The following is a 22,683-nucleotide window of genomic DNA, read 5'->3' as shown; positions in this document are numbered from 1 at the left end:
TTAACTGCAATTTAGGAGAGTGTTATGCCAATTCGGTGACTTTTTCTATCTTTTAACACCAATTCCAGTTTTTAGTTGAGTTTGAGATTGGTGTCGAGAGTAGGTCGCTGGTTTGTGCAAAGGTCTCGTATAGAATAAAAGCAGTTGATGGGGGATAAGATGCAAGTTTTTCGTTCAAAAAAAGATTGGTGGGTGGTGGCATTTATTGTTTGTATGAGCGGTTTACTCATTCAATTATTACTCACCATGCAAGCCAAAGGTACGATGCAGCAATATCCTCTTCATACCGCGGTGTATATTTTGACGGTGTTACTGCTGTGGTTGCCAATACTCAATACACGTTATCAAATTTCCGCTACAGAATTAAACATCCGTAGCATGTTTCTACGTTGGCAGATTCCTTTGCAGGATATCCAACGCATCAGTGCAAGTCAGGATTTGTCTGCGGCACCTGCGCTTTCCATTAAACGTTTAAAAATTGAATATCTTCGAGATGGCAAAACCAAATTTGTCATGGTTTCACCGAAAGATCCGCAAGCTTTTGCTAAAGCGATTGGTGTTCCAATCCAATAAATATAAGAATGCTGAATAAAGGTATGTGAGCATGCCTTTTAAAGACCAGTGAATTATTTAATAATAACCAATTGTCCAAGTTGTGCATCTAGGTGTATTTTAGTTTGTTCGGGATGATTCAAAAAATACACCGCCAAAATAGGCTCAAGCTCGACCCGCATTTTTCGTGCTAAATGTCGTGCGCCATAACGAATATCATGGTTCTGATAAAAATGTGCTTTGGCTGCATCTGTGAGTTTGATACTGCGTTTTTGATGTTGTAGGCGTTGATTAAGTTTTTCCAGTTCAATCTCCACCAAACGGGGCAAGGCATCATCTTGAACGGGTTGATATTGCAGTACACGGTCAATACGGTTAATAAATTCAGGGTCGAATTTACGTTGCATGACTTTTTCAATAATGCTACTGACCGGCACGCGTTTGAGACAAACCTTCTGTATTTTTTCGGGTAAAAAATTTAACTTATCTAGATATTGCTGTGCCGCTTGTGCACCGACATTGCTGGTCATAAAGATCATACAATTACGAAAGTCGATGGTTTTTGTACCCGAGGTTAGGGTTAATTTTCCGCTATCTAGCACATTCATTAAGCCGCGAAGCACTTCGGTTGACGCTTTTTCCAGTTCATCAAAAAGCACGATGCCCGGTCGGGTATGACTACCTGCAATGGAAACTTCATCAAATAAACTATGGCCTTCTTTCGAGCCGACATAGCCCGGAGGCGCACCAGTAATGGCAGCCGCATAATGTTCCTGTGCGAGCGTGTTCATATCAATACGGCAAAAGGCATCAGGTCGGCCATAAATCACTTCACTGATTAAACGCACAGTTTCGGTTTTACCAACACCTGTCGGTCCAAGCATTAATGTTACGGAGAGCGGTCGTTCAGGACTGGAAAAATCAGCCTTGACCACATGCAGCATTTTTTCAATTTCGTCTAATGCTGCTTCTTGTCCAATGATCCGTTGCTTTAAGCGTTGCATAACGTCATGCGGTTCAAAATGAAAACGCGGCTTACCCATCAAACGGTTTTTTTCAGCAGTGCTCTGCGTCGAAGTTGTCGGGTGTACGACATGGATGGCGGGATTGGCGTTCGTCATGCATCATGTTCCTAAAGCGGGATGTTTTGAGCATAGCAAATTTAGAATTTTACATTAATAGCTTTTAGCAATCAGATCATTGCTATGAGCAACAATAAATTTGCGGGATTGCTTGAAAATGTAGGTAAAAGCATCACATCATGTCAAAGAGCAATATCGAAGACGGAACAAGGCAAAAGTGAACGAAAACGCACGCGAACATATTGAAAAAATTCTTGCCAATATGACGACTCTACCCGGTGTTTACCGCATGCTGGGTAAAGACGGTGAGTTGCTGTACGTGGGTAAAGCAAAGAATTTAAAAAATCGTGTGTCGAGTTATTTTGCGAAAACCATTGAGCATCCCAAGACGCAGGCTTTGGTTGCCCGTATTTATGATATTGAAAGTTTGGTGGTGCGTTCTGAAACGGAAGCCCTATTGCTCGAACAAAACCTGATTAAGCTCCATCGTCCGCCGTATAACATCATGCTGCGTGATGATAAGTCTTATGTTTATATTTTTATCTCTGCCGATAAACCCTATCCGCGAATTGCCGCAGGACGTGGGAAAGGTAAGCATCAAGCTGGTAAGTTTTTTGGGCCTTATCCGAGTGCTTATAACGCGCGTGATACTTTGGTGGTGCTGCAAAAACTGTTTAATGTGCGTCAGTGTGAAAATAGCTATTTTTCGCAGCGCAAACGACCATGCTTGCAATACCAAATTAAACGCTGTTCCGCGCCTTGTGTGGGTTTGATCTCACCCGAAGATTACAAAGAAGATGTCAATAACTCGATTCGGTTTTTACAAGGCGACACTAAAGAGCTTAATCAAGAGCTGATTGGGAAAATGGAAGCTGCGGCAGAAGCTTTGGAGTTTGAAAAGGCGGTGTTTTATCGTGATCGTATGGCGCTGCTGCGTGATGTGCAAACTCAGCAAGCGATTTATAAAGTCAAAGGCGAGGCAGATATCATTGCCATTGCTTATCAAGCTGGTGTGACCTGTGTGCAAATCATGCATGTGCGCAATGGCAAAATGCTCGGCGGAAAGAGTTATTTCCCTGATATGCAGGGTGATGATCTAGGTCAAATGCTCTCGGACTTCATTGCTAATTTTTACTTTCAGGTGGCAGACGAAATCCCTGCGGAACTCATCATCAATGTCGATATTCCAGATCGCAAAGACATGGAAGATGCACTACATCAGCACTTTGATAAAAAAATTCAAATCAAACATAAAGTGCGTGAAACCCGTGCAGAGTGGCAAGAATTAGCACAGATGAATGTACAACATGCGATTAAAGGTAAATTGGCTGACCATTTTGAATTGAATGAGCGCTTTCATCAGTTAGAGCAAGTCGTTGGGCGGCCGATTGACAGTATTGAGTGTTTTGATATTTCTCACACTATGGGGGAGGCAACTATCGCGTCTTGTGTGGTCTTTGATGCGGGTGGCGCAAGAAAGCGCGACTATCGCCAATTTTCCATCAATGACATTACCGAAGGCGATGATTATGCTGCCATGCGTCAAGCGCTGACCCGCCGCTATAAAAAGCATATGCTGCCCGATTTGCTATTAATTGACGGGGGTAAAGGTCAATTACACATGGCGATGGAAGTCATGCAAGAACTCGAGCTCGATGCCTTTATGGTCGGGGTGTCCAAAGGTGAGGGGCGTAAACCAGGTTTGGAAACTTTGCACTTTACCGATGGTGAAAAAATCCAATTGCCTGAAGACCATAAAGCCCTGCATTTGATTCAACAGGTTCGTGATGAAGCCCACCGATTTGCCATTACCAAACACCGAGCGAAACGAGATAAAAAACGTGGCTCATCGGTACTTGAGGTGATTCCGGGCTTAGGTCCAAAACGTCGTCGGGATCTGTTGACTCATTTTGGTGGCATTCAGGGGGTACTCAAAGCTTCGGAAAATGATTTAAAACTTGTACCGGGATTAGGCGATGTGATGGCGCGCACCATTTATAAAATCCTGCATGAATAGCGCGAACTAAGCCCAATCGATGACGCGTCAATCCTGAATTTGCCAAAATGCTCATTGACGCATGAGTCACAGATCATTCACATCATTTAATTTTTATACAATGATATAAAAATCAAAAATATGATCAGGGATGATGATGTCACTCGCACAGTTGTATCAACATATTGAACACAATGAATGGGTTGAGATTCCAGAAGGATGGTTGCAAGGGCGTACGATCTATGGCGGCTTAGTGGCTGGCATGATGATGCACAAAGCCGTTGCCACCATTGCCGATCCGCAGCGACGTTTACTTAGTTGTAATGTGACCTTTGTTGGGCCAGTACAATTGGCGCCCGTGCGTTTAAGTGCGGAAATTTTAAGACAGGGCAAATCCGTCACCACCATTGAAGTTCGACTTTGGCAAGATGATGCTGTACAAAGCATTTTATTGGCGAGCTTTGGTGTTCCACGTGAATCAAGCATTGCCGTCAATCAGGAGCGTCAAGCACCCAATTTTCCTGAAGTGAGCAGCTTAAAGATTGCCGAACATCATCCACTTGCACCCCAGTGCTTTCAGCAAATGGATTTGGTCTGGGTAGATGGGCAGTATCCATGTACAGCAAGTCAAAAGCCTGACTTTAGTGGTTGGATGCGTTTTAACCCAGAACGTCATGATAACCGTAAGATGACTGTTGCTGACCTAATGGTCTCGATGGATATGTGGCCGCCCGGTGTACTGCCTATGTACAAAACCATGGCACCTGCTAGTTCTTTAACGTGGACATTGACTTATGTACATCCCTTGCAATCAAACTTACATAATTGGTTTAAATATAAAGTATTTACCGATTATGCAGCGGATGGATACGCTACAGAATATGCTCATTTATGGGATGAAAATAACCAGTTGATAGCGATTGCGCGACAGGCTGTTACGGTGTTTGCCTAGTGACACTGAGGGGCATTTCGTATAAAGTGAGTGCAACTAACGATGGATAAATCCTCAAATTATTTTGCATTTTCATCGTGCATGAGGGGAAAACTGGGGTGTCTATGACAACAGGTCGAATCCTGAATATTCCTAATATTTTAACATTGGCACGAATTGCTTTAATTCCTGTGTTTTTGTTGGTGGCGTACTGGCCACCTGCAATGGGCGTGGGTGAGCATGCTGCAAGCATGTCACGTCATATATTGCTGACTGCTATTTTTGTGATCGCAGCTGTCACTGACTGGTTTGATGGCTACCTTGCAAGAAGTTTAAATCAGACTTCAGCATTTGGACGTTTTCTCGATCCTGTTGCAGATAAACTGATGGTCGCAACTGCGTTGATCGTCTTGGTGCAATGGCAACCGACCATTTCGATGGCCTTTGCAGCGATTGTAATTATTTCACGTGAAATCACGGTGTCTGCCCTACGTGAGTGGATGGCTGAATTAGGCGCGCGTACCAGTGTTGCGGTTTCAACCGTTGGTAAATATAAAACAGCATTTCAGATGATTGCGATTTCAGTGTTCTTGCTAAATTGGCAACCCCTAGAAATGTTGGCGTATGGATTGCTCTATACAGCCGTAGTTTTAACGTTATGGTCGATGTTTATATATTTGAAAGCCGCATGGCCGTATTTAAAGCAACCTTGATTTAAAGTAAGTTATTAAAAGCTCCGTGATCGGGGCTTTTTTATTGCCGAGTTTTTAGAAAAAATTGAGGGTTTGACTAGTTTGAACAGCGCTTCATTTGATTAGAGCTTGAAGTTAAATGTGAGACGTTAGTGCAAATTTTGGATAAAAAAATTCCCAGATTTTGGGGGAAATCTGGGAAGGAAAATCGGGGTTACTTATCGCTATTATGGAAGATGTTTCCATCTTCTTGATTGCTATTATAGGAAAGCAGATTTAGAAATACATGGAGTTTATTGTAGTGTAATGTTGTGTTTTATTGAGAAATGTATCACAAATTTACATTAAGAATTTTTGATACAAATTGGCCGATAACTTTGGTAGGTTTTGTTTGGATTTAAACAATGAAAATCGATATATGTGATGATAAAAATACATTTAACATTATTTAAATAATAAATACATTTATTTAAGTTTAAATAAAATTGATCAATGGATAAAAGATATTTCAGCAATGATGAAGATCATTTCCCAATGAAAGCTTACACAGACGTCATCTTTGTTTTGCGAAAATAGCAGTGCTCCGAAGCACAAAAAAAGAGCCTTTTTAGGCTCCTTTTTGAAGTTTGAAGTTTGAAGTTTGAAGTTTGAAGCTACGCGCTTCGCTTGTCTTGCGTAATTTTTAGAGCAATAAAAAAGAATCCTCAAGATTGGAGATTCTTTTCAATTAAAGCCTACGAGCAGCATAGCTGCTTGTCTTGCGGCGTGGCAGTACTCCTAAGCACAAAAAAAGGAGCCCCTTTGGACTCCTTCATGACATTTGAAGCTAAGCGCTTCGCTTGTCTTGCGTAATTTTTAGAGCAGCGCTCTAAAAATTACTCAGGCTTCAGCCCTTCGGCTTTTTCTAAAGATTCATCATTGCTGAAGAATTTTTCACGTTGCTCTTCAAGGAACTTTTTCGCGTCAGCTTCAAACACGTTTAAACGTTTTTCATTGATCAACGTCGTTTGGTGTTTTAGCCATTCTTGCCAAGCTTGTTTAGATACCGTATCAAACAATTCTTGTCCCTTCGCACCCGGGAATGGTGCAAAGTCTAAACCTTCCATTTCAGCCTGATATTTACGGCAAAACACTTGTCGAGACATATCAATACTCCATTTAACTTGAAAAAGTTATGCGTAAAGTTTTTCTAAACGTGCATGCGCGCGTTCAATTGCTGCTTCAACTTGAGCAGGTGCAGTACCACCAATGTGGTTACGTGCATTGACAGATGCTTCGAGTGTTAATGCTTTTTCGAAGACATCGGCCTGAATCAAGTCAGAGAACTGTTGAAGTTGCTCAAGGGTTAATTCTGAAAGATCTTTGCCTTCTTGAACACCGAGAGCAACTGCTTTACCCACAATCTCATGTGCATCACGGAATGCCACGCCATTTTTAACCAGGTAGTCGGCAAGGTCAGTTGCAGTTGAGAAGCCACGAAGAGCTGCTTCACGCATGATGTCAATGTTTGGCACTAGTGCAGGAATCATATCGGCAAATGCCATGAGTGAGCCACGAACAGTATCGATTGCATCGAATAGTGGTTCTTTATCTTCTTGGTTGTCTTTGTTGTATGCCAATGGTTGACCTTTCATCAGGGTCAATAGACTCATCAAGTCACCATATACACGGCCAGTTTTACCACGGATCAACTCAGGAACGTCTGGGTTTTTCTTTTGCGGCATGATTGAAGAGCCAGTGCAGAAACGGTCAGGAATGTTCACAAATTTGAACTGAGCCGATGTCCAAAGAATCATTTCTTCTGACATACGTGATAAATGCATCATGATGAGTGATGCTGCCGCATTGAATTCAATACCAAAATCACGGTCAGATACAGCGTCCAAAGAGTTTTCAGCGACAGCTTCGAAACCTAGTAATTCTGCAGTGAATGCGCGGTCGATCGGGTAAGTTGTTCCTGCAAGTGCAGCAGAGCCTAAAGGTAGGCGATTTACACGTTTACGGCAGTCAATTAAACGTTCTGAGTCACGTACCAGCATTTCAAACCATGCCATTAAATGGTGACCAAAAGTCACTGGCTGTGCAGTTTGTAAATGCGTGAAGCCCGGCATGATGGTATTGGTATTTTTCGCCGCTAAGCCCAAAATACCTTTTTGTAATTTTTGCAATAATTCTAAAATCGCATCGATTTCGTCGCGAACATACAGACGGATATCGGTTGCAACTTGGTCATTACGACTACGACCGGTGTGTAGTTTTTTACCTGTAATACCGATACGTTGAGTCAAGCGTGACTCAATATTCATGTGCACATCTTCTAGGTCAATGCGCCATTCGAAGTTACCCGCTTCAATTTCTGCTTTAATGGTGTTTAAGCCATTAATAATATCGTCACGCTCTTGTTCAGTCAGAACGCCGACTTTTGCAAGCATGGTTGCATGTGCAATTGAACCTGCAATATCTTGTTTATAAAAGCGTTGGTCAAACTGTACAGATGCTGTAAATTCAGCAACAAAAGCGTCAGTAGCTTCGGAAAAACGACCGCCCCACATGCCTGAAGTTTGGGCTTGTGACGGATTTGAGGAATTAGAAGATGTGGTCATGTCGGCTCAATAAGATAAAAAGCATAGAACTGAGCAAGAGTATAGCAAATTCGAACCCAGTTGCCGAAGGGCAAGTTGATCAAACTTTTAGACAAGGTTTGGGTCTATGACAATTTCTGTTTTTTCAGGAAAAATGGGCCGTTGGCATTATTTGTGGGAGCTGTTTCTTGCGGGCAATATTGTGGCTTTGGTCTTGGCTTTGGCACAAGCTCATTCGTGGCATGCTTTAAGTTTTTCCAGTGTCATGCAGCATATGTTGTTTATTAACTGGATTTTATTGGCATTTGCTGCATTTTCAGAGCTTTTGCAGAGTAAGACGCGTGGTTTAAGCATGAAAATGCTCATGTTTAGCGGGTTTGTTTTATTGCAAGCTTTGGTGTTGTTCACCACCTTAATTTTAAATGTCTTGATCTATTTTGGTGGAAATTTCAGTTTAACTGGCTTGAGTGCGGACGTTTTAACTGCTGGTGTGGTTTTAAATCTGAGCTATGGGGTGTTGCTTGGGGCATTTTGTTTTCGATATTTATATTTAAGAGAACAGTGGGGTCGACAACATCATAGTGAATTAAACTCACGCATTCAGGCTATGCAAGCTCGGATTCATCCACATTTTTTATTTAATAGCTTAAACAATGTGATTAGCTTGATTGCGATTGACCCAGATAAAGCGGAGCAAATGTTACTGAATTTATCTCGATTGTTCCGTGCAAGTTTTCAAGAATTGAAGTTGGTAAGTCTCAAAGATGAGATCGATCTGTGTCAGCGTTATTTGGCCATTGAGCAAATGCGTTTAGGTGATCGGCTTAAGGTGGAGTGGAAACTAGAAGGTATTGAACAATACGCTCAAGTACAAATTCCACTATTAACTTTACAACCTTTATTAGAAAATAGTATTTTTCATGGAGTTGAAAAGATTTTGACAAAGAGTACGATAAATATATTGATTGAAATATTACAAAATCAAATTAATATCGTTATTACAAATCCCTATACACAGGATACAATTAAATTACGTCAGGGGAATGGTATTGCCATCGAAAACGTGAAACAGAGACTTGAGGCATATTATGGTCAGCATGTCACTTTTCAAACCTACGCAGGCGAGGGAATGTATACGACTGTGGTGCAATATCAATATAAATAGAAATCTCAGTTGACCAATAAAAATAAATGATGTTAACGAGATAAGGAGGAGAAATGGACATCCTAATCTGTGATGATGAGCCTCTAGCAGTAGAGCGATTGTCACGTTTAGTCACTCAACTTGGACATCAAGTGGTTGCCAAAGCTTCACATGGTCAACAAGCGATTGACTTGGCTCAAAGCCTCGAGCCTGATGTCATCTTACTAGATATACAAATGCCTGAAATGGATGGGTTGACTTGCGCGAAATTGTTGCGTGAATTAGACCCCATGCCCGCTATTATTTTTTGCACTGCATATGATCATCATGCACTTGATGCATTTAAATCGAATGCAGAGGGATATTTACTAAAACCAGTTATGCAACAGGAATTGCAGCAGGTTTTAGATCATTTAACTAAATTAACCCAAGCTCAATTGAGCACGATAAAACAAAAAGAAAATATGGACGAAATTAAAATCAGCCGCCATCAAATCGCGGCAAAGACCTATCGTGGTGTAGAGTTGGTACCTGTGGAAAATATTTACTATTTTCTTGCAGATCAGAAATATGTCACTGTTCGGCACAAAAATGGCAGCGTACTCATTGATGAAACGCTGAAAGATTTAGAGCATGAATTTGGTGATCGTTTTATACGCATTCATCGCAATGCCTTGGTGTCTGTGAGCTTTTTAGATGGTTTAGAGGTTGTAAGCTCAGGGCAATATCAAGTGCGTTGTCGAGATTTAGACGAGCGCTTGGCGGTCAGCCGTCGACATTTACCGAATTTGCGTGAGCGAATACAAAAATTATAGGGCAAGGGTCAAAGTACATTGCGAATTAAGCTTGCATTTTCAACTGAGCAAGTTAAGTTTAGAATAATAGCCCTATAGACTGTATTTTAAAATTTATGAATATCCTTAAGATCGCAACTCGACAAAGCCCGCTTGCACTTTGGCAGGCGGAACATATTCGTGCACGCTTAGAAGCACTTCATGCAAATTTGAAAGTTGAGTTGGTGACCTTTGTGACTCAAGGTGACAAGATTCTAGATACCCCTTTAGCCAAAATTGGGGGAAAAGGATTATTTGTAAAAGAATTAGAAGCGGCGTTGTTGGATGGTCGTGCAGACTTAGCAGTTCATTCGATGAAAGATGTGCCGATGGCATTGCCTGAAGGTTTAAGCTTGGCCGTGATTTGTGAGCGTGAAGATCCATTAGATGCTTTCGTTTCAAATACCTATAACAGTTTTGATGATTTACCACAAGGTGCGAAGGTTGGGACATCGAGCTTGCGCCGCAAATGCCAAATTTTAAAACAACGTCCTGATCTTGAGATTATTGATCTGCGTGGCAATGTGGGTACGCGTTTATCTAAACTCGATGCGGGCAACTATGATGCGATTATTTTGGCGAGTGCAGGGCTGAAGCGTTTGGGTTTAGCAGAGCGTATTCGTCATACTCTTGAGCCTGTTGTGAGTTTACCTGCAGTTGGACAAGGTGCATTGGGCCTAGAATGTCGTAGCCAAGATCAAACTGTATTGGATTTAATTTTGCCCTTAATGCATGCAGAGACCAATGCTTGTGTACGCGCAGAACGTGCATTTAATGCATATCTAGAAGGTGGCTGCCAAGTACCGATTGCAGGTTATGCAACCTTAGAAAATGGTCAGATTCATTTAGAAGGTCGTGTCGGTAGTGTTGACGGTCAAACCTTGTTGAAAGCACAGCAAGTAGGTCTTCCTGAACAAGCTGAACAGCTCGGTGTCAAATTGGCACAAGACTTGTTAGCCCAAGGTGCAGGTGAAATTTTAAAGGCACTGTATTAATACATGCTTTTTATCAATACACGTCCAGCAGATCGTGCAACGCAGCTTAGCTTGACGCTGCGCTCTGCGGGTGTTGCTGTGGCTGAGCTTCCATTACTTGAGCTCAAGCCACGAGCATGGTCAGAAGCATTGGCAGCGTGCTACGCCCAGTTGAGTGCTGCGGATGTATTGGTTGTGGTGAGCCCTTCTGCGGTTACCTTTGGAATGCAAGGTTTGCGTAAGGCAGGTATTTCATTAGAGCAGCTCGAACATATTCAATGGGTTGCAGTCGGTGATGCAACTGCAGCAAAGCTGGCTGATTATGGCATTCACAGTGTCGTACCGCAGGTGGAAACCTCGGAGGGAATGCTCACCTTAAGCCATTTAGAACAATTGGAGGCTGGGGCTTGTGTTGCGTTTTGGCGCGGTGAAGGTGGTCGTCAATTTATGATGCAGCAGTTGCTAGCACGTGGCATTCAGGTTCTCAATTTTGTGCTATACGAACGGCATCTACCGGAAGAGACCACTCAAAAAGTAAAAACACTCATTTCTGAACATCAGTTGTCATCTCCATATTGTATGTTGATCACCAGTGAGGCCAGTTGGCTCAATTGGCTTGACCTGATTCAGTCGCATTTATCAGTACTGCGCCATGCACATTTTTTAGTTTTAGGTGTAAGGTTGTTCGAGCTACTTGAGCAAAGTCGTATAACACTGAACAAAGATTTTAAAATTATTCAACTCGAAGATTTAAACGCGACACACATATTGCAGCATGTGCAAGTCGTGCAGGGAAATACATGAAGAAGTTGTTTGTCGTTGTGGTCATTGTCGCCGTACTTTGGTTGGCTAAACTCAGTTTTGACCTATTTCAAGTCAATGCTCAACAAACCGAACTGATGCAACAGCAAACTTTATTGCAACAGCGCAATGCAGGTTTGAATGATCAGGTCGTGGCTTTGAAACGTCAGTTGAGCGGCACAACGACCGAGATGTCGGCTGCAACGACATCGAATGCTTCGATTGCTGCTGAGGCGACCCATAGTATTGAGCCGATGTTGGTTGTGGGCCAGCAACTTGATTTGGTTGAATTTGCCATGCAGCAACAACAATTTGCTGTCGCCTTGGAAAAATTAAACCAATTAGATCAACAATTAGATCAGTTGAGCTTGGCACCTGCACTGCGCATGAGTTTGCATCAGGTAATTCAAAAAGACCGTGAAACCTTAAAGCAATATGTGACAGAGCGTCAGTTGCAGTCTGATAAAGTGAAAAATACTCTGCAATCGATCGATCAATTGTTAGAAAAAGAAATATTAAAGCCCTATAGTTCAAAAGAGCAGCAAAAAGGTCTTTCTTTTTGGCAAAAATGGATTCAAGTCGAATCAGTCGAACAACCGAGTCCCTTATTAATGCAGCGTAGCTTGGTATTAAAAGAAATGCAGTTACGTTTAATTTTGGCTCAGCAGGTTTTAAATCAAGGACAATATCCTCAATTTCAACAAGAAATCACTGAAATTATGCAAATTATGCAGCAATTGCCAGATGCTTCATTAAAACCAATACGCCAACGTTTAGAACAATTAAAGGATATTCCGGTTATTTCTGTACCGCTGTTAAATACTCGGGCACTCATAGGATAATCGACTATGAAACATATTTTATTTGCCTATTTATTTATTAGCTTATTGGTTGTTGCCATTATTAGTTTGCTGAGTTTTGGACATGGTGCAGGCTATGTCTATTTATACTGGCGTGAATGGCAAGTTCAATCCAATATTTGGTTTTTAGCATTATTGCTGGCACTACTGAGTTTGTTCGTGCAAATGCTTTGGTATGCGGTTAAACGCTATTTAAGTCGAGAACAGCGTAAATCTGAAACAGTCTTTAGTTTTAATAAACTACATCCCTATGAGCAATTGGCTGTCATTTGGCTTTTAAATGCTGCGCAAGATCAAAAAAACTTTATTCAGCAAGCTTTTACTGAGTCTGGATTATTAAAAGGGGTGATCGATGCGCGTTTATATTGGATTCAGCAACAATATGAAACAGCATTAAATGCATTAACTCAGACTAATCCAATGGCTTTTGAGCTTGCAGAATTGCAACGGATTGAAATTTATTTATCTCAACAAGAGGGTGAAAAGGCTTTAACGCATCTTGAATTTTTAAATCAACATGAACTATCGCCATGGTTGAAAAAAGTCAGTAGTGCCTATGAGCAGCGCCTAACCACGCTATGGGGCATGTTTGCGTTGCAGTTTCCTTGGTTGTATTTGCGTTCGACACGTTATGGACATTTAGATGAGCTGACAAAACAAGCTTGGTTGGAGCAATTATTATCAGCGTTTGATCAAGCTGATGTCGATGACTTACAGTATTTAAAGCAGCGTTATTTGGATTTACAAGATCAAATCACAGAGCGTAAATATGCGGTCAAAGTGCTTTGGTTAAAAGTCTTGTCTCGTATGCCAGAGATGAGTCAGGAGCATGAGCAATTGGCCATTCATTTGCTGGAACAGCAATTTAACAAAGAAGTGTTCTTTTTGTGGTTCCAGCAAAAAATGCTGAAGCAAAACCCTGACTATGTGGCTGTAGAACAGCAGATTCAACGTTGGGAAGAAAAGTATCCTGCGCTGCCTGTTTTTAGTTTTGCAAAATGGAATATTTACCAAGCGACAGCACGTCAAGCTGAAGCAGATGCATTGTTAGAATTATATCCAAATGATGTATTAATGAGTTATTTACGCATCAAGTCAGCCTTAAATCAGCAGGATGACTTGATCAAACAATTAAATTTAATATTTGAAAATAATGCCAATTTTATGGAAATTCGAATATAAGGACATTATATGCAAGAAGATTTAGCTCAATATTCATTGGTTCATACTCAACACGTCGCTTGGGGGGATATGGATGCTTTTGGTCATGTAAATAACGTGCATTATTATCGTTATATGGAAAGTGCGCGGATTGGTTATTTAGATCAGTTGGATATATTTAATCAGTCTGTGGTTACGGTTGTGGCTTCAAGCCAATGTAAATATTTAAGCCCAGTGGTTTATCCTGATATTTTAAAAGTGGCAACGCGCGTTGAAGAATTAAGAAATAGTGCATTTCGTATGAGTTATATATTATGGAGTGAACAGCAACAAAAAATCGTTGCAACAGGCGATGCAGTTATTGTATGCGTGGATAAAACTACCCTACAAAAAACTTCAATTCCAGAAAGTATAAAAACTAAAATAAAAGCTTTGGAGATTTCAGTGGGAAATAATATTTAAATACAATTTAACTTTATATATTTTAAGGAGTCGTGTTAAAATATTGTAGTAAAATGAAAGTTATTTATTGAATAAAAATTTTATTATAATATTATGAGCGAGTTTTCATAAGCATTATTAAAATGAAATTTCGGAGTGAAAGATTATGCCTGATATTAGTAATTTATCAGTTGAAGAGTTAAAGAAGCTTCAAGTAGAAGCTGAAGCGCTGATTGCATCTAAAAAAGATCAAGCGATTGAAGATGCGTACAACCGTATTGTTGAAATTGCAGAAAATTTAGATTTAAGCGTTGAACAAATCCTTGAATTTGGTTCAAGCAAACGTAAAAAATCAACTCGTAAAGCGGTTGAACCACGTTACCGTAGCAAAACCAATGCAGATGACACTTGGACTGGTCGTGGTAAACAACCGCGTTGGTTAGTGGCTGAGCTAGAAAAAGGCGCGAAACTAGAAGACTTCTTAATTTAAGAATAATTCATGAAATCGTCATATCCTGAGTTCAGGATAATTAAACCAGGCAAATGCCTGGTTTTTTTATCTCTTTGAATTGGCTATGCAGAAAAAGTATGCATAATGTGTCTATAAAGAAAAATGTTTAAATGATGGAAAAAAATTGATGGATCGGTTGTGGTGGGATGATCAATAAAACTAATAATATTCGGTGGCTCATTTTTGCTGCGATCAGTTTTTTAATTTTCGTTATGCTGCAAGTACCAGCAGCGTGGCTCATTACAAAGTTTTATAAAAATAACCAAATGCTACATAACGTCAGTGGCAATATTTGGCACGGGCAAGCAGATTGGACACGAGGAAACTTGAAAGGCTCGTTAAACTGGAACACGCGCCCGTGGGATTTGATTTTATTGCGCTTGGGTGCAAATGTTGAAATTCATAGTGGTAATACCAAACTGCAAGGTGTGATGGGGTATGGTTTTGGTAAAAGTATTAGTATTAAAAACTTAGAGGGTCAAATTGCTCCTGAAACCTTAAAAAGTTTTGCCGATTGGCAATGGCCAACGAATGCCATTCAATTAAATGATGTGCAGTTTAAATATAAGCCACAACAGGGATTTAGTCAGTCATCAGGCGAGATGCAGTGGGCAGGCGGGGATTTATCCTTTAGCTTTGCACAGCGTCAAGAGTCAATGAATGTGCCTGCCATGTTGGCTCAATTAAAAGACGATAATGGCAAATTGTCGATTGATGTTCGAGATCAACGTGAACAAAAAATGATGAATATGTCACTTGAGCCAGACCTCATGTTGGATGTGCAATTAACCCAGCGCTTTTTGATGAATGTTGCTTCCTATGAAGGTAAGGCAGGATTAGATACGTATGTGATTAGTTCGCGTCAACCCCTATTGAGTGGGGTGAACTGATGGCTGACTATTTCGAAAAAATCCGCGAGATCAATTGGAAGCAAACAGATCGACTTGCACCTGTGGTCTTGGCTTTAATAATTTTGTACCTGTGCTGGAAGTTAGCCGCTTTATTTTGGTTATTGATTGCACCGCCACAAGCCATGCAGTTAGACCGAGTTGAATTGGGTTCACAGCAAACGCAAGTTCCTAATATTAGCTCTTTTGCCTTGTTTCAGGAAAACCGCAGTTCAGCAGCTGACGCGCAGTTAAATATGGTGTTACAAGGTGTGGTGGTTGGACAGCCAAGTCGCTACTCGTCGGCAGTGATTAAGGTCAATGAGAGTTCAGATCGCTACTTGGTTGGAGAAACCATTCAAGGTTCATCATATCAACTGGCTGAAGTTTATTGGGATAAGGTGATTTTAACGCAGGGTAATGGTGCACGGCGTGAATTGGCCTTCCAAGGTATTGAAAACGGATTAGATCAACCGATTGTCCCTACAGCCAATGCAACCTCAGGCGGATCTTTGCAGAATAACAGCATGCAAAATACAACTGATCCTGCAAATTCAGGGCAAAGCACAACGCAGTCCGCGATTGGTCAGGCCGTACAACGCATGACTGAAAATCGTGAACAATATATGCAGGAAATGGGGGTAAATCCATCAGTTAATGGTGGGTTTGAAGTTTCAAATCGAACACCTGCAGCCTTAAGAAATAAATTGGGTTTGCAGCCGGGTGACCGCATCATGTCTTTAAATGGGCAGGCGGTCGGTGCAGGACAATCTGAGGCGCAATTATTAGAACAAGCCCGCCGTGAAGGGCAGGTGAAACTTGAAGTCAAACGTGGTGATCAAGTGATGACCATACAACAGGATTTTTAGTGATGTTTCATCACTTTATAGGGTTAGGAAACACAGGCGTATATGGCTTTATTTAATAATAACCGTTCAACTTTAGCTGCCTATGCCATGGTGCCCTTGGTTGCTATGGTCAGCACAGCAAGTTATGCACAAACATGGAAAATCAATTTACGTGATGCAGATCTTACGGCATTCATTAATGAAGTCGCAGATATCACGGGGAAAAATTTTGCAGTTGATCCACGGGTACGAGGAAATGTAACGGTTATTTCCAATAAGCCTTTAAATAAAAATGAAGTCTATGACCTGTTTCTCGGTGTGTTGAATGTGAATGGTGTAGTGGCGATTCCATCAGGCAACACCATTAAACTGGTTCCAGACAGTAATGTAAAAAGCTCGGGCATTCCTTATGATGCGCGCCACCGTGCGTCTGGAGACCAAATTGTCACCCGAGTAATTTGGCTCGATAACACCAATGCCAACGACTTAATTCCAGCCCTACGTCCCTTGATGCCACAATTTGCACATTTGTCGGCAGTGGCAGGGACTAATGCGCTGATCGTCTCAGACCGTGCAAGTAATATTTACCAGCTCGAAACGATTATTCGTAATTTAGATGGAACGGGTCAAAATGATATCGAAGCTGTGACGCTGCAATCGAGTCAGGCCGAAGAAATGATTGGACTGTTAGAGTCGATGAGTTCGACCGGCGCATCAAAAGACCCGAAAGGGTCACGAATTCGTATTATCGCGGACAATCGAACCAATCGCATTATCATTAAAGGTGATACAGCGACACGTAAACGCATTCGTAAGATTATTGAAACTTTAGATGTGCCTGCAGCAGATCGATTGGGTGGGTTGAAAGTCTTTCGTTTGAAGTATGCCAGTGCAAAAAACTTGTCGGAAATCTTACAAGGCTTGGTCACGGGGCAAGCTGTTTCGAGTACGAATTCATCGAATAGCTCAAACAGCAGCACGATGAACAGTTTAATGAATGAGAGTAACAGTTCGAATTCACAGTCATTCAGCTCACAAAATAACACCAGTTCAGGTATTAACCTCAACAGCAATAACTCTTCCAATAATACGCAAAATGGTATTTCAAGTTTTAATGCCAATGGCGTCAGTATTATTGCCGATACCACACAAAATGCACTGATTGTGAAAGCAGATCCGCAGCTCATGCGTGAAATTGAATCTGCAATTTCTCAGCTGGATATTCGTCGTCAGCAAGTGCTGATCGAAGCGGCGATTATTGAAGTCGAAGGCACGGATACCGATCAACTCGGTGTGCAATGGGCGTTGGGTGATATCAGTAGTGGTATCGGCTTAATTAACTTTGATAACTTTGGTTCGAGTTTAAAAAATATTGCCGCAGGATATTTAACTGGCGGCGCTGCGGGTGCAGGTAGCGCGGTGAGTGCCGGTACTTCTTTGGTCCTTGGTGATTATCGTGAAGGCAGTGATGGTTCACGCAAACTCTATGGTGCGATGATTCAGGCCCTAAAAGAAAAAACCAAATCCAATTTATTATCTACACCGTCGATTGTGACGATGGACAACGAAGAAGCCTATATTGTGGTGGGTGAAAACGTTCCATTTGTGACAGGTTCGGTCACCACCAATGGTGGCACAGCCAATCCATATACATCGATTGAGCGTAAAGATGTCGGTGTGACTTTGAAAGTTGTGCCGCATATTGGCGACGGCGGTTCGGTGCGTTTAGAGGTCGAGCAAGAAGTTTCTGGTGTAAAAGACAATAAAGGTCAAGCGTCGGATTTGGTTACGACTAAACGCGCGATCAAAACCTCGATCTTGGCAGAGCATGGTCAAACAATTGTGTTGGGTGGTTTGATCTCTGATAATACATTGCATGGGCGTCAATCCGTTCCGGGGCTAGGGGCTATTCCTGTACTGGGTAAACTTTTTAGCTCGGAAGGAAAGTCCAACAGTAAACGCAATTTACTGATCTTTATTCATCCGACTATTGTTGGAAATTCTGCCGATGTGAAGAGAATGTCTCAGCAGCGCTACAGTCAGCTCTATAGTCTGCAACTGGCATTGGATAATGACGGTAATTTTGCGAAATTACCTGAAAATGTGGACGATGTGTATCAACAGCGCATACCTGTTTCAAAAGGTACAGCGCCAGCCCCTGTGTATAAGACGGTACCGACAGCACCACAAATGACACAGCCAGCGGCAGTGGTCTCCACGCCAGTCGCCATTGAACCTGCGGTGAAGCGCCAAACCATTACCGTACCGAATGGCAAAGTGGCGGGCATGCCTTAGGTTAGACAGCAGAGTGGTTTAGCTTTGAAACCACAGCATGCTATGATGAAAAAAACGAGCAATAGAGAATTAACTTCATGACTTGGAAAATTCAAGCAATTTCTGGTGATTTAACAGGACAAGAAATTAGTATTGAGCGTGATATGTTGGTGGGTCGCCACCAGCAAGCAGATATTGTTTTGCAAGAATCTGATGTATCGCGTAAACATGCTGCCTTTGTACTGAAAGATCAGGCACTCTGGTTGCAAGATCTTAATTCATCTAATGGGACGTTTATTAATGATGTCCGTTTGACTGGTGAATCACTTTTAAAAGAAGGTGATATTGTACAGTTTGCCAGTGTGAAGTTTAGTTTATTGGCTCCAGCTAAAGCTGTTCAGATCCCAGCGGATATTGAACAAAGCGTTGAAGCGTTGCAAACAGAAGAAATTACACCTGTTCAGCAGCCGTCTGAAGCTGTTGCAGTTTCTGAAACTGTAGCACAAGAGTCTGTAGCAAACACGTCTGAAACTAAGGCACAAGAGCCTGTTGTTAAAACCGCAGCACAACAAATGAATGATCAAGGTATGCCAGAGTTGAAAGAGCGAGATGGCTCGGTTCAATTGACTCGTGATGGTATGCCGACCAATGTAGGTGTGCCTAAACCTGCACCAATTCCTGAGGGAATTGACGTAACTGCTGTTCCGAAAAATGAAGCATGTGATGTAGAAATTCCAGCGACATGTGTAGAGCAAGAGCGTGAAGCGCAAAAAAATGCCTCTGTGGGCTTAATCTCAGTCATTGTTTTAATCATTCTTGCAATTATTGCATGGGTCTTGTTTAAATAAACCGAGACATTCCTCAAAAGGCATGCATGGGCATGCCTTTTTTATGGGGAAAATTTACAAAAAATAGAGGGACATTATGTTTGAAGTTCGTTTAGCAGAACGCCAAATGATTTTATTTGATCTGGATGGAACGCTAGTCGATTCAGCATCTGACTTACATCGTGCGATGAATATGAGTCTAAATGCGTTGCAATTACCGTTGGTCACAGAAGCGCAGGTGCGAAACTGGATTGGGAAAGGAACTTCATTGTTTTGTCATAGCGTACTTGAATACTTGACCGGGAAGGTGGATGCCGCACAGCACCATCTTTTACTGGAAACTTTTCTAAAGATTTACAATGCAGATCCTTGTGTTTTGACGCAGCCCTTTGACGGCATTCTAGCGTTCTTGGATTGGGCAAAAGCAGAAGAGAAAATTCTGATTTGTGTGACCAATAAACCAGAGCAACCGGCACGCAGTATTGTGCAGGCACTAGGTATGCATGAATACTTTGATGATGTGATTGGCGGAGATCGTTTTGAAGAGCGTAAACCACATCCCAAGCAGCTAGAGTATTGTGCGGAGCATTATGCCTTGCCGAAACAGCAAATTTTGATGGTGGGTGATTCTGTCAATGATGTAGAGGCAGCACGTCGTGCGGGTATTGATTGTATTGTGGTCAGCTATGGCTATAATCATGGTGAAAATATTCGAGATTGTCAGCCGCAGCACGTGGTTGATAACTTAAAAGAATTATTGGGTTGAAATAAGTAGGGTTAAGGAAGTGAAAATGAGCAAGTGTGTAGTATTTCGATGGCGTCACTCAATCAGCATGAGAAGAAATTAACTGAAATTGACCACGCGAAATATAGAGAAACCTAAATGACTACACAAACTCAATTTGAACAACTGAAAACTGCTGGATATAACTTGATTCCAGTATATCGTCAGCGCTTGGCAGATACAGAAACTCCACTTTCTGTCTTTGCGCGATTAAAACAACATAAACAAGCCTATTTATTTGAATCTGTAGAGGGTGGCGAAAACTGGGCGCGTTACTCCATTATTGGCTTGGGCGAGTCCACCGTATTTTCGTGTAATGAAGGGCAGTTGACCGTTCAACATGCTGATGGCTCGGTTGAAAAACAACAATGTGCTGACCCATTTCAATACATTCGTGACTTCCAAGCACAATATAAAGTGCCTACACAGCAAGATTTGCCAGCGTTGCCGAGCTTTACCGGTGGATTGGTTGGATACTTTGGTTATGATGCTGTACGTTATATCGAACCAAAGCTCAATAACGTTCCAGAAGCTGACCCGGTCGGGATTCCGGATATTTGGATGATGCTATCAAAAACCGTCATCGTCTTTGATAACCTTAAGGATACCTTATTCTTAATTGTGCATGCCGATGTAAATGATGCTGAGGCCTATACCAAGGCGCAGCAACAATTGGATGAGCTAGAAGAACTTTTGGCAACCCCAATTGCACTCAAAGCAAATAAGCATACTGCACCACAGTTTGAATCCATCACTGGACATGACAACTTTATTAACTCTATTGCGAAAGTAAAAGAGTACATTAAAGCCGGTGATGTGATGCAGGTTGTGCCGGGCCATCGTATGGTATCCGATTTTGATGGTGAGCCTTTGCAGGTCTATCGTGCACTACGTCACCTGAATCCATCGCCATATTTGTTCTTGGTGCAAGGGCAGACACTAGAAAATGACATTCCTTTTCATATCGTCGGTTCATCACCTGAAATTTTGTCCCGTTTAGAAAATGGTGTGGCAACAGTTCGTCCTTTGGCGGGAACGCGACCACGGGGTAAAACAAAAGAAGAAGATTTAGCGCTAGAAAAAGATTTGCTATCTGATGAAAAAGAAATTGCAGAGCATTTGATGTTGATCGATTTGGGGCGAAATGATGTTGGACGCGTTTCTAAAATCGGTAAAGTTCACGTGACTGATCAAATGGTGATCGAACGTTATTCGCATGTCATGCACATTGTGTCAAATGTGCAAGGTGAAGTACGTGATGATGTCGATGCTTTGGATGTTTTTAAGGCAACATTCCCTGCGGGTACGCTTTCAGGCGCACCAAAAATCCGTGCTATGGAAATTATTGACGAAGTTGAACCAGTAAAACGTGGAATTTTTGGTGGTGCTGTTGGTTATTTAGGCTGGCATGGCGAAATGGACATGTCGATTGCGATTCGTACCTGTGTAATTCGAGAAAATAAGGTCTATGTTCAGGCTGGAGCAGGGGTGGTTTATGACTCAAATCCTGAATCAGAGTGGAATGAAACCCAAATAAAAGCTCGCGCAGTGATCAAAGCGGTTGAATTATCATCAAATGGATTGATTTTATGAGTTTTTCACGTTTTTTTTAGAAAAAACACTTGCAAGGATTTCAAGATTTGCTAAACTGCACACCGTTCCGATACGAAACGTACGAAACACTAAGAAACGCCGGCATAGCTCAGTTGGTAGAGCAACTGACTTGTAATCAGTAGGTCCACAGTTCGAATCCGTGTGCCGGCACCATCTTAGGGAGTTTGAGAGTGAGTAGAGAGAACAACACTGAAGTAAGTGTAAAATGGTGAGGTTCCCGAGCGGTCAAAGGGGGCGGACTGTAACTCCGCTACGAAAGTTTCGAAGGTTCGAATCCTTCCCTCACCACCAATTTTAAGACTTCAATAAGTGGTTTGTACCAACATCGTGCGGGAGTAGCTCAGTTGGTAGAGCGGTAGCCTTCCAAGCTACATGTCGCGAGTTCGACCCTCGTCTCCCGCTCCATATCTATTGAAGTGCTTATATTTGCTCTTATAGCTCAGTGGTAGAGCACTCCCTTGGTAAGGGAGAGGTCTCGAGTTCAAATCTCGATAAGAGCTCCAGATTTTACAGTTTAGCAACTTTAAATGTTGCGCAAGATTCCAGAAGCAGGCTTTTTAGTCTGCTTTTCAAGTATTGGGTGTTTATTTTTTTAGGCGATATGTCGGAGCTGGGTTTTACTCAGAATTGTGTTCGACGTAAACGAGGAAGAAAAGCATGGCTAAGGCTAAGTTTGAACGTAATAAGCCGCACGTTAACGTGGGCACAATCGGTCACGTTGACCATGGTAAAACGACTTTAACAGCTGCGATTGCAACTGTGTGTGCAAAAAAATTCGGTGGTGAAGCGAAAGATTACGCTGCAATCGACTCTGCACCAGAAGAAAAAGCACGTGGTATTACAATTAATACTTCACACGTAGAATACGATTCTCCAATCCGTCACTACG

Annotated in this window: 21 protein-coding genes, 4 tRNA genes and 1 pseudogene; 23 read left to right on the top strand and 3 right to left on the bottom strand. The window is 41.8% G+C overall.

Features of this window, described 5'->3' with window-relative positions; all coding sequences use genetic code 11:
- Positions 1-159 precede the first annotated feature (159 nt).
- Positions 160-573 (top strand): PH domain-containing protein, encoded by a 414-nt coding sequence (locus FTU34_RS15765; RefSeq protein WP_180036144.1) that lies wholly within the window; start codon positions 160-162, stop codon positions 571-573.
- 53 nt (positions 574-626) lie between these two features.
- Here FTU34_RS15765 and FTU34_RS15760 read toward each other — a convergent pair whose 3' ends face one another.
- A complete protein-coding gene (locus tag FTU34_RS15760) occupies positions 627-1,673 on the bottom strand; it encodes an AAA family ATPase (RefSeq protein WP_180036143.1) in 1,047 nt (348 codons plus the stop codon).
- Between the two features lie 178 nt (positions 1,674-1,851).
- Between FTU34_RS15760 and uvrC the strand changes: the two genes are divergently transcribed.
- The 3 genes from uvrC (at position 1,852) to pgsA (ending at position 5,274) form a co-directional block, all read left to right on the top strand.
- A complete protein-coding gene (gene uvrC, locus FTU34_RS15755; protein ID WP_180036142.1) occupies positions 1,852-3,651 on the top strand; it encodes an excinuclease ABC subunit UvrC in 1,800 nt (599 codons plus the stop codon).
- Positions 3,652-3,787: 136 nt separating this feature from the next.
- Positions 3,788-4,582, top strand: coding sequence for a thioesterase family protein (locus tag FTU34_RS15750; protein WP_180036146.1), 795 nt, complete (start codon positions 3,788-3,790; stop codon positions 4,580-4,582).
- A 104-nt stretch (positions 4,583-4,686) separates the two neighbouring features.
- On the top strand, positions 4,687-5,274 hold the full coding sequence (pgsA, locus tag FTU34_RS15745; RefSeq protein WP_078190467.1) for a CDP-diacylglycerol--glycerol-3-phosphate 3-phosphatidyltransferase: 588 nt from the start codon (positions 4,687-4,689) through the stop codon (positions 5,272-5,274).
- Positions 5,275-6,128: 854 nt separating this feature from the next.
- Here the strand turns inward: pgsA and FTU34_RS15740 are convergent.
- Together FTU34_RS15740 and argH are read right to left on the bottom strand one after the other, a co-directional pair.
- A complete protein-coding gene (locus FTU34_RS15740; RefSeq protein WP_078190466.1) occupies positions 6,129-6,398 on the bottom strand; it encodes an oxidative damage protection protein in 270 nt (89 codons plus the stop codon).
- A gap of 27 nt (positions 6,399-6,425) precedes the next feature.
- Positions 6,426-7,856, bottom strand: a complete 1,431-nt coding sequence (gene argH / locus FTU34_RS15735; RefSeq protein ID WP_180036141.1) for an argininosuccinate lyase — start codon at positions 7,854-7,856, stop codon at positions 6,426-6,428.
- Here argH and FTU34_RS15730 point away from each other — a divergent pair.
- From FTU34_RS15730 to FTU34_RS15640, 19 genes and pseudogenes are all read left to right on the top strand, one after another.
- Positions 7,847-9,000 (top strand): annotated as a pseudogene (locus FTU34_RS15730) (sensor histidine kinase). The gene argH and the pseudogene FTU34_RS15730 sit on opposite strands and share 10 nt — an antisense overlap.
- A gap of 53 nt (positions 9,001-9,053) precedes the next feature.
- Positions 9,054-9,794 carry a LytTR family DNA-binding domain-containing protein gene (locus FTU34_RS15725; RefSeq protein ID WP_111886003.1) on the top strand — a complete coding sequence of 247 codons (741 nt, stop codon included), beginning with the start codon at positions 9,054-9,056 and terminating at the stop codon, positions 9,792-9,794.
- Positions 9,795-9,889: 95 nt separating this feature from the next.
- Positions 9,890-10,807: a hydroxymethylbilane synthase gene (hemC, locus tag FTU34_RS15720; protein WP_218950095.1), complete on the top strand. Its 918-nt coding sequence runs from the start codon at positions 9,890-9,892 to the stop codon at positions 10,805-10,807.
- Between the two features lie 3 nt (positions 10,808-10,810).
- Positions 10,811-11,590, top strand: a complete 780-nt coding sequence (locus tag FTU34_RS15715; RefSeq protein ID WP_180036139.1) for a uroporphyrinogen-III synthase — start codon at positions 10,811-10,813, stop codon at positions 11,588-11,590.
- Positions 11,587-12,429, top strand: coding sequence for a hypothetical protein (locus FTU34_RS15710; protein ID WP_168379018.1), 843 nt, complete (start codon positions 11,587-11,589; stop codon positions 12,427-12,429). Before FTU34_RS15715 ends, FTU34_RS15710 begins: the two co-directional genes overlap by 4 nt.
- Before the next feature lie 6 nt (positions 12,430-12,435).
- The gene (locus FTU34_RS15705; RefSeq protein ID WP_180036138.1) at positions 12,436-13,629 is read left to right on the top strand and encodes a heme biosynthesis protein HemY; all 1,194 of its coding nucleotides are present in this window, start codon (positions 12,436-12,438) and stop codon (positions 13,627-13,629) included.
- Positions 13,630-13,638: 9 nt separating this feature from the next.
- Entirely contained in the window at positions 13,639-14,070 is a 432-nt protein-coding gene (locus FTU34_RS15700; protein ID WP_180036137.1) for a thioesterase family protein, read from the top strand.
- A gap of 142 nt (positions 14,071-14,212) precedes the next feature.
- Complete coding sequence (locus FTU34_RS15695; protein ID WP_078190459.1) at positions 14,213-14,539, top strand: H-NS family nucleoid-associated regulatory protein; 327 nt, start codon at positions 14,213-14,215, stop codon at positions 14,537-14,539.
- 167 nt (positions 14,540-14,706) lie between these two features.
- Positions 14,707-15,450 (top strand): type II secretion system protein N, encoded by a 744-nt coding sequence (gspN, locus tag FTU34_RS15690; RefSeq protein ID WP_180036136.1) that lies wholly within the window; start codon positions 14,707-14,709, stop codon positions 15,448-15,450.
- Positions 15,450-16,316, top strand: coding sequence for a type II secretion system protein N (locus tag FTU34_RS15685; protein WP_180036135.1), 867 nt, complete (start codon positions 15,450-15,452; stop codon positions 16,314-16,316). Before gspN ends, FTU34_RS15685 begins: the two co-directional genes overlap by 1 nt.
- Positions 16,317-16,358: 42 nt before the next feature.
- The gene (gene gspD / locus FTU34_RS15680) at positions 16,359-18,590 is read left to right on the top strand and encodes a type II secretion system secretin GspD (RefSeq protein ID WP_180036134.1); all 2,232 of its coding nucleotides are present in this window, start codon (positions 16,359-16,361) and stop codon (positions 18,588-18,590) included.
- Positions 18,591-18,667: 77 nt separating this feature from the next.
- On the top strand, positions 18,668-19,417 hold the full coding sequence (locus FTU34_RS15675) for an FHA domain-containing protein (RefSeq protein ID WP_180024947.1): 750 nt from the start codon (positions 18,668-18,670) through the stop codon (positions 19,415-19,417).
- A gap of 76 nt (positions 19,418-19,493) precedes the next feature.
- Entirely contained in the window at positions 19,494-20,162 is a 669-nt protein-coding gene (gph, locus tag FTU34_RS15670) for a phosphoglycolate phosphatase (RefSeq protein ID WP_111886013.1), read from the top strand.
- 117 nt (positions 20,163-20,279) lie between these two features.
- Positions 20,280-21,773 (top strand): anthranilate synthase component I, encoded by a 1,494-nt coding sequence (gene trpE / locus FTU34_RS15665; RefSeq protein ID WP_180036133.1) that lies wholly within the window; start codon positions 20,280-20,282, stop codon positions 21,771-21,773.
- Positions 21,774-21,871: 98 nt separating this feature from the next.
- Positions 21,872-21,947, top strand: a tRNA-Thr gene (locus tag FTU34_RS15660).
- Positions 21,948-22,001: 54 nt separating this feature from the next.
- Positions 22,002-22,085: transfer RNA gene (locus FTU34_RS15655), tRNA-Tyr, on the top strand.
- Positions 22,086-22,123: 38 nt separating this feature from the next.
- Positions 22,124-22,199 (top strand) — tRNA-Gly (locus FTU34_RS15650).
- A 23-nt stretch (positions 22,200-22,222) separates the two neighbouring features.
- A tRNA-Thr gene (locus FTU34_RS15645) sits at positions 22,223-22,297 on the top strand.
- A 154-nt stretch (positions 22,298-22,451) separates the two neighbouring features.
- Positions 22,452-22,683: GTP-binding protein (locus FTU34_RS15640; protein WP_249680400.1), on the top strand; the 232-nt coding region annotated here is incomplete at its 3' end.

Origin of the sequence: Acinetobacter sp. YH12094 (assembly GCF_013419295.1) — a bacterium.
Taxonomy (GTDB): Bacteria; Pseudomonadota; Gammaproteobacteria; order Pseudomonadales; family Moraxellaceae; genus Acinetobacter; species Acinetobacter amyesii.
Note: the sequence above shows the minus strand (reverse complement) of the source record. Positions and strands in the feature narration are given on the sequence as shown.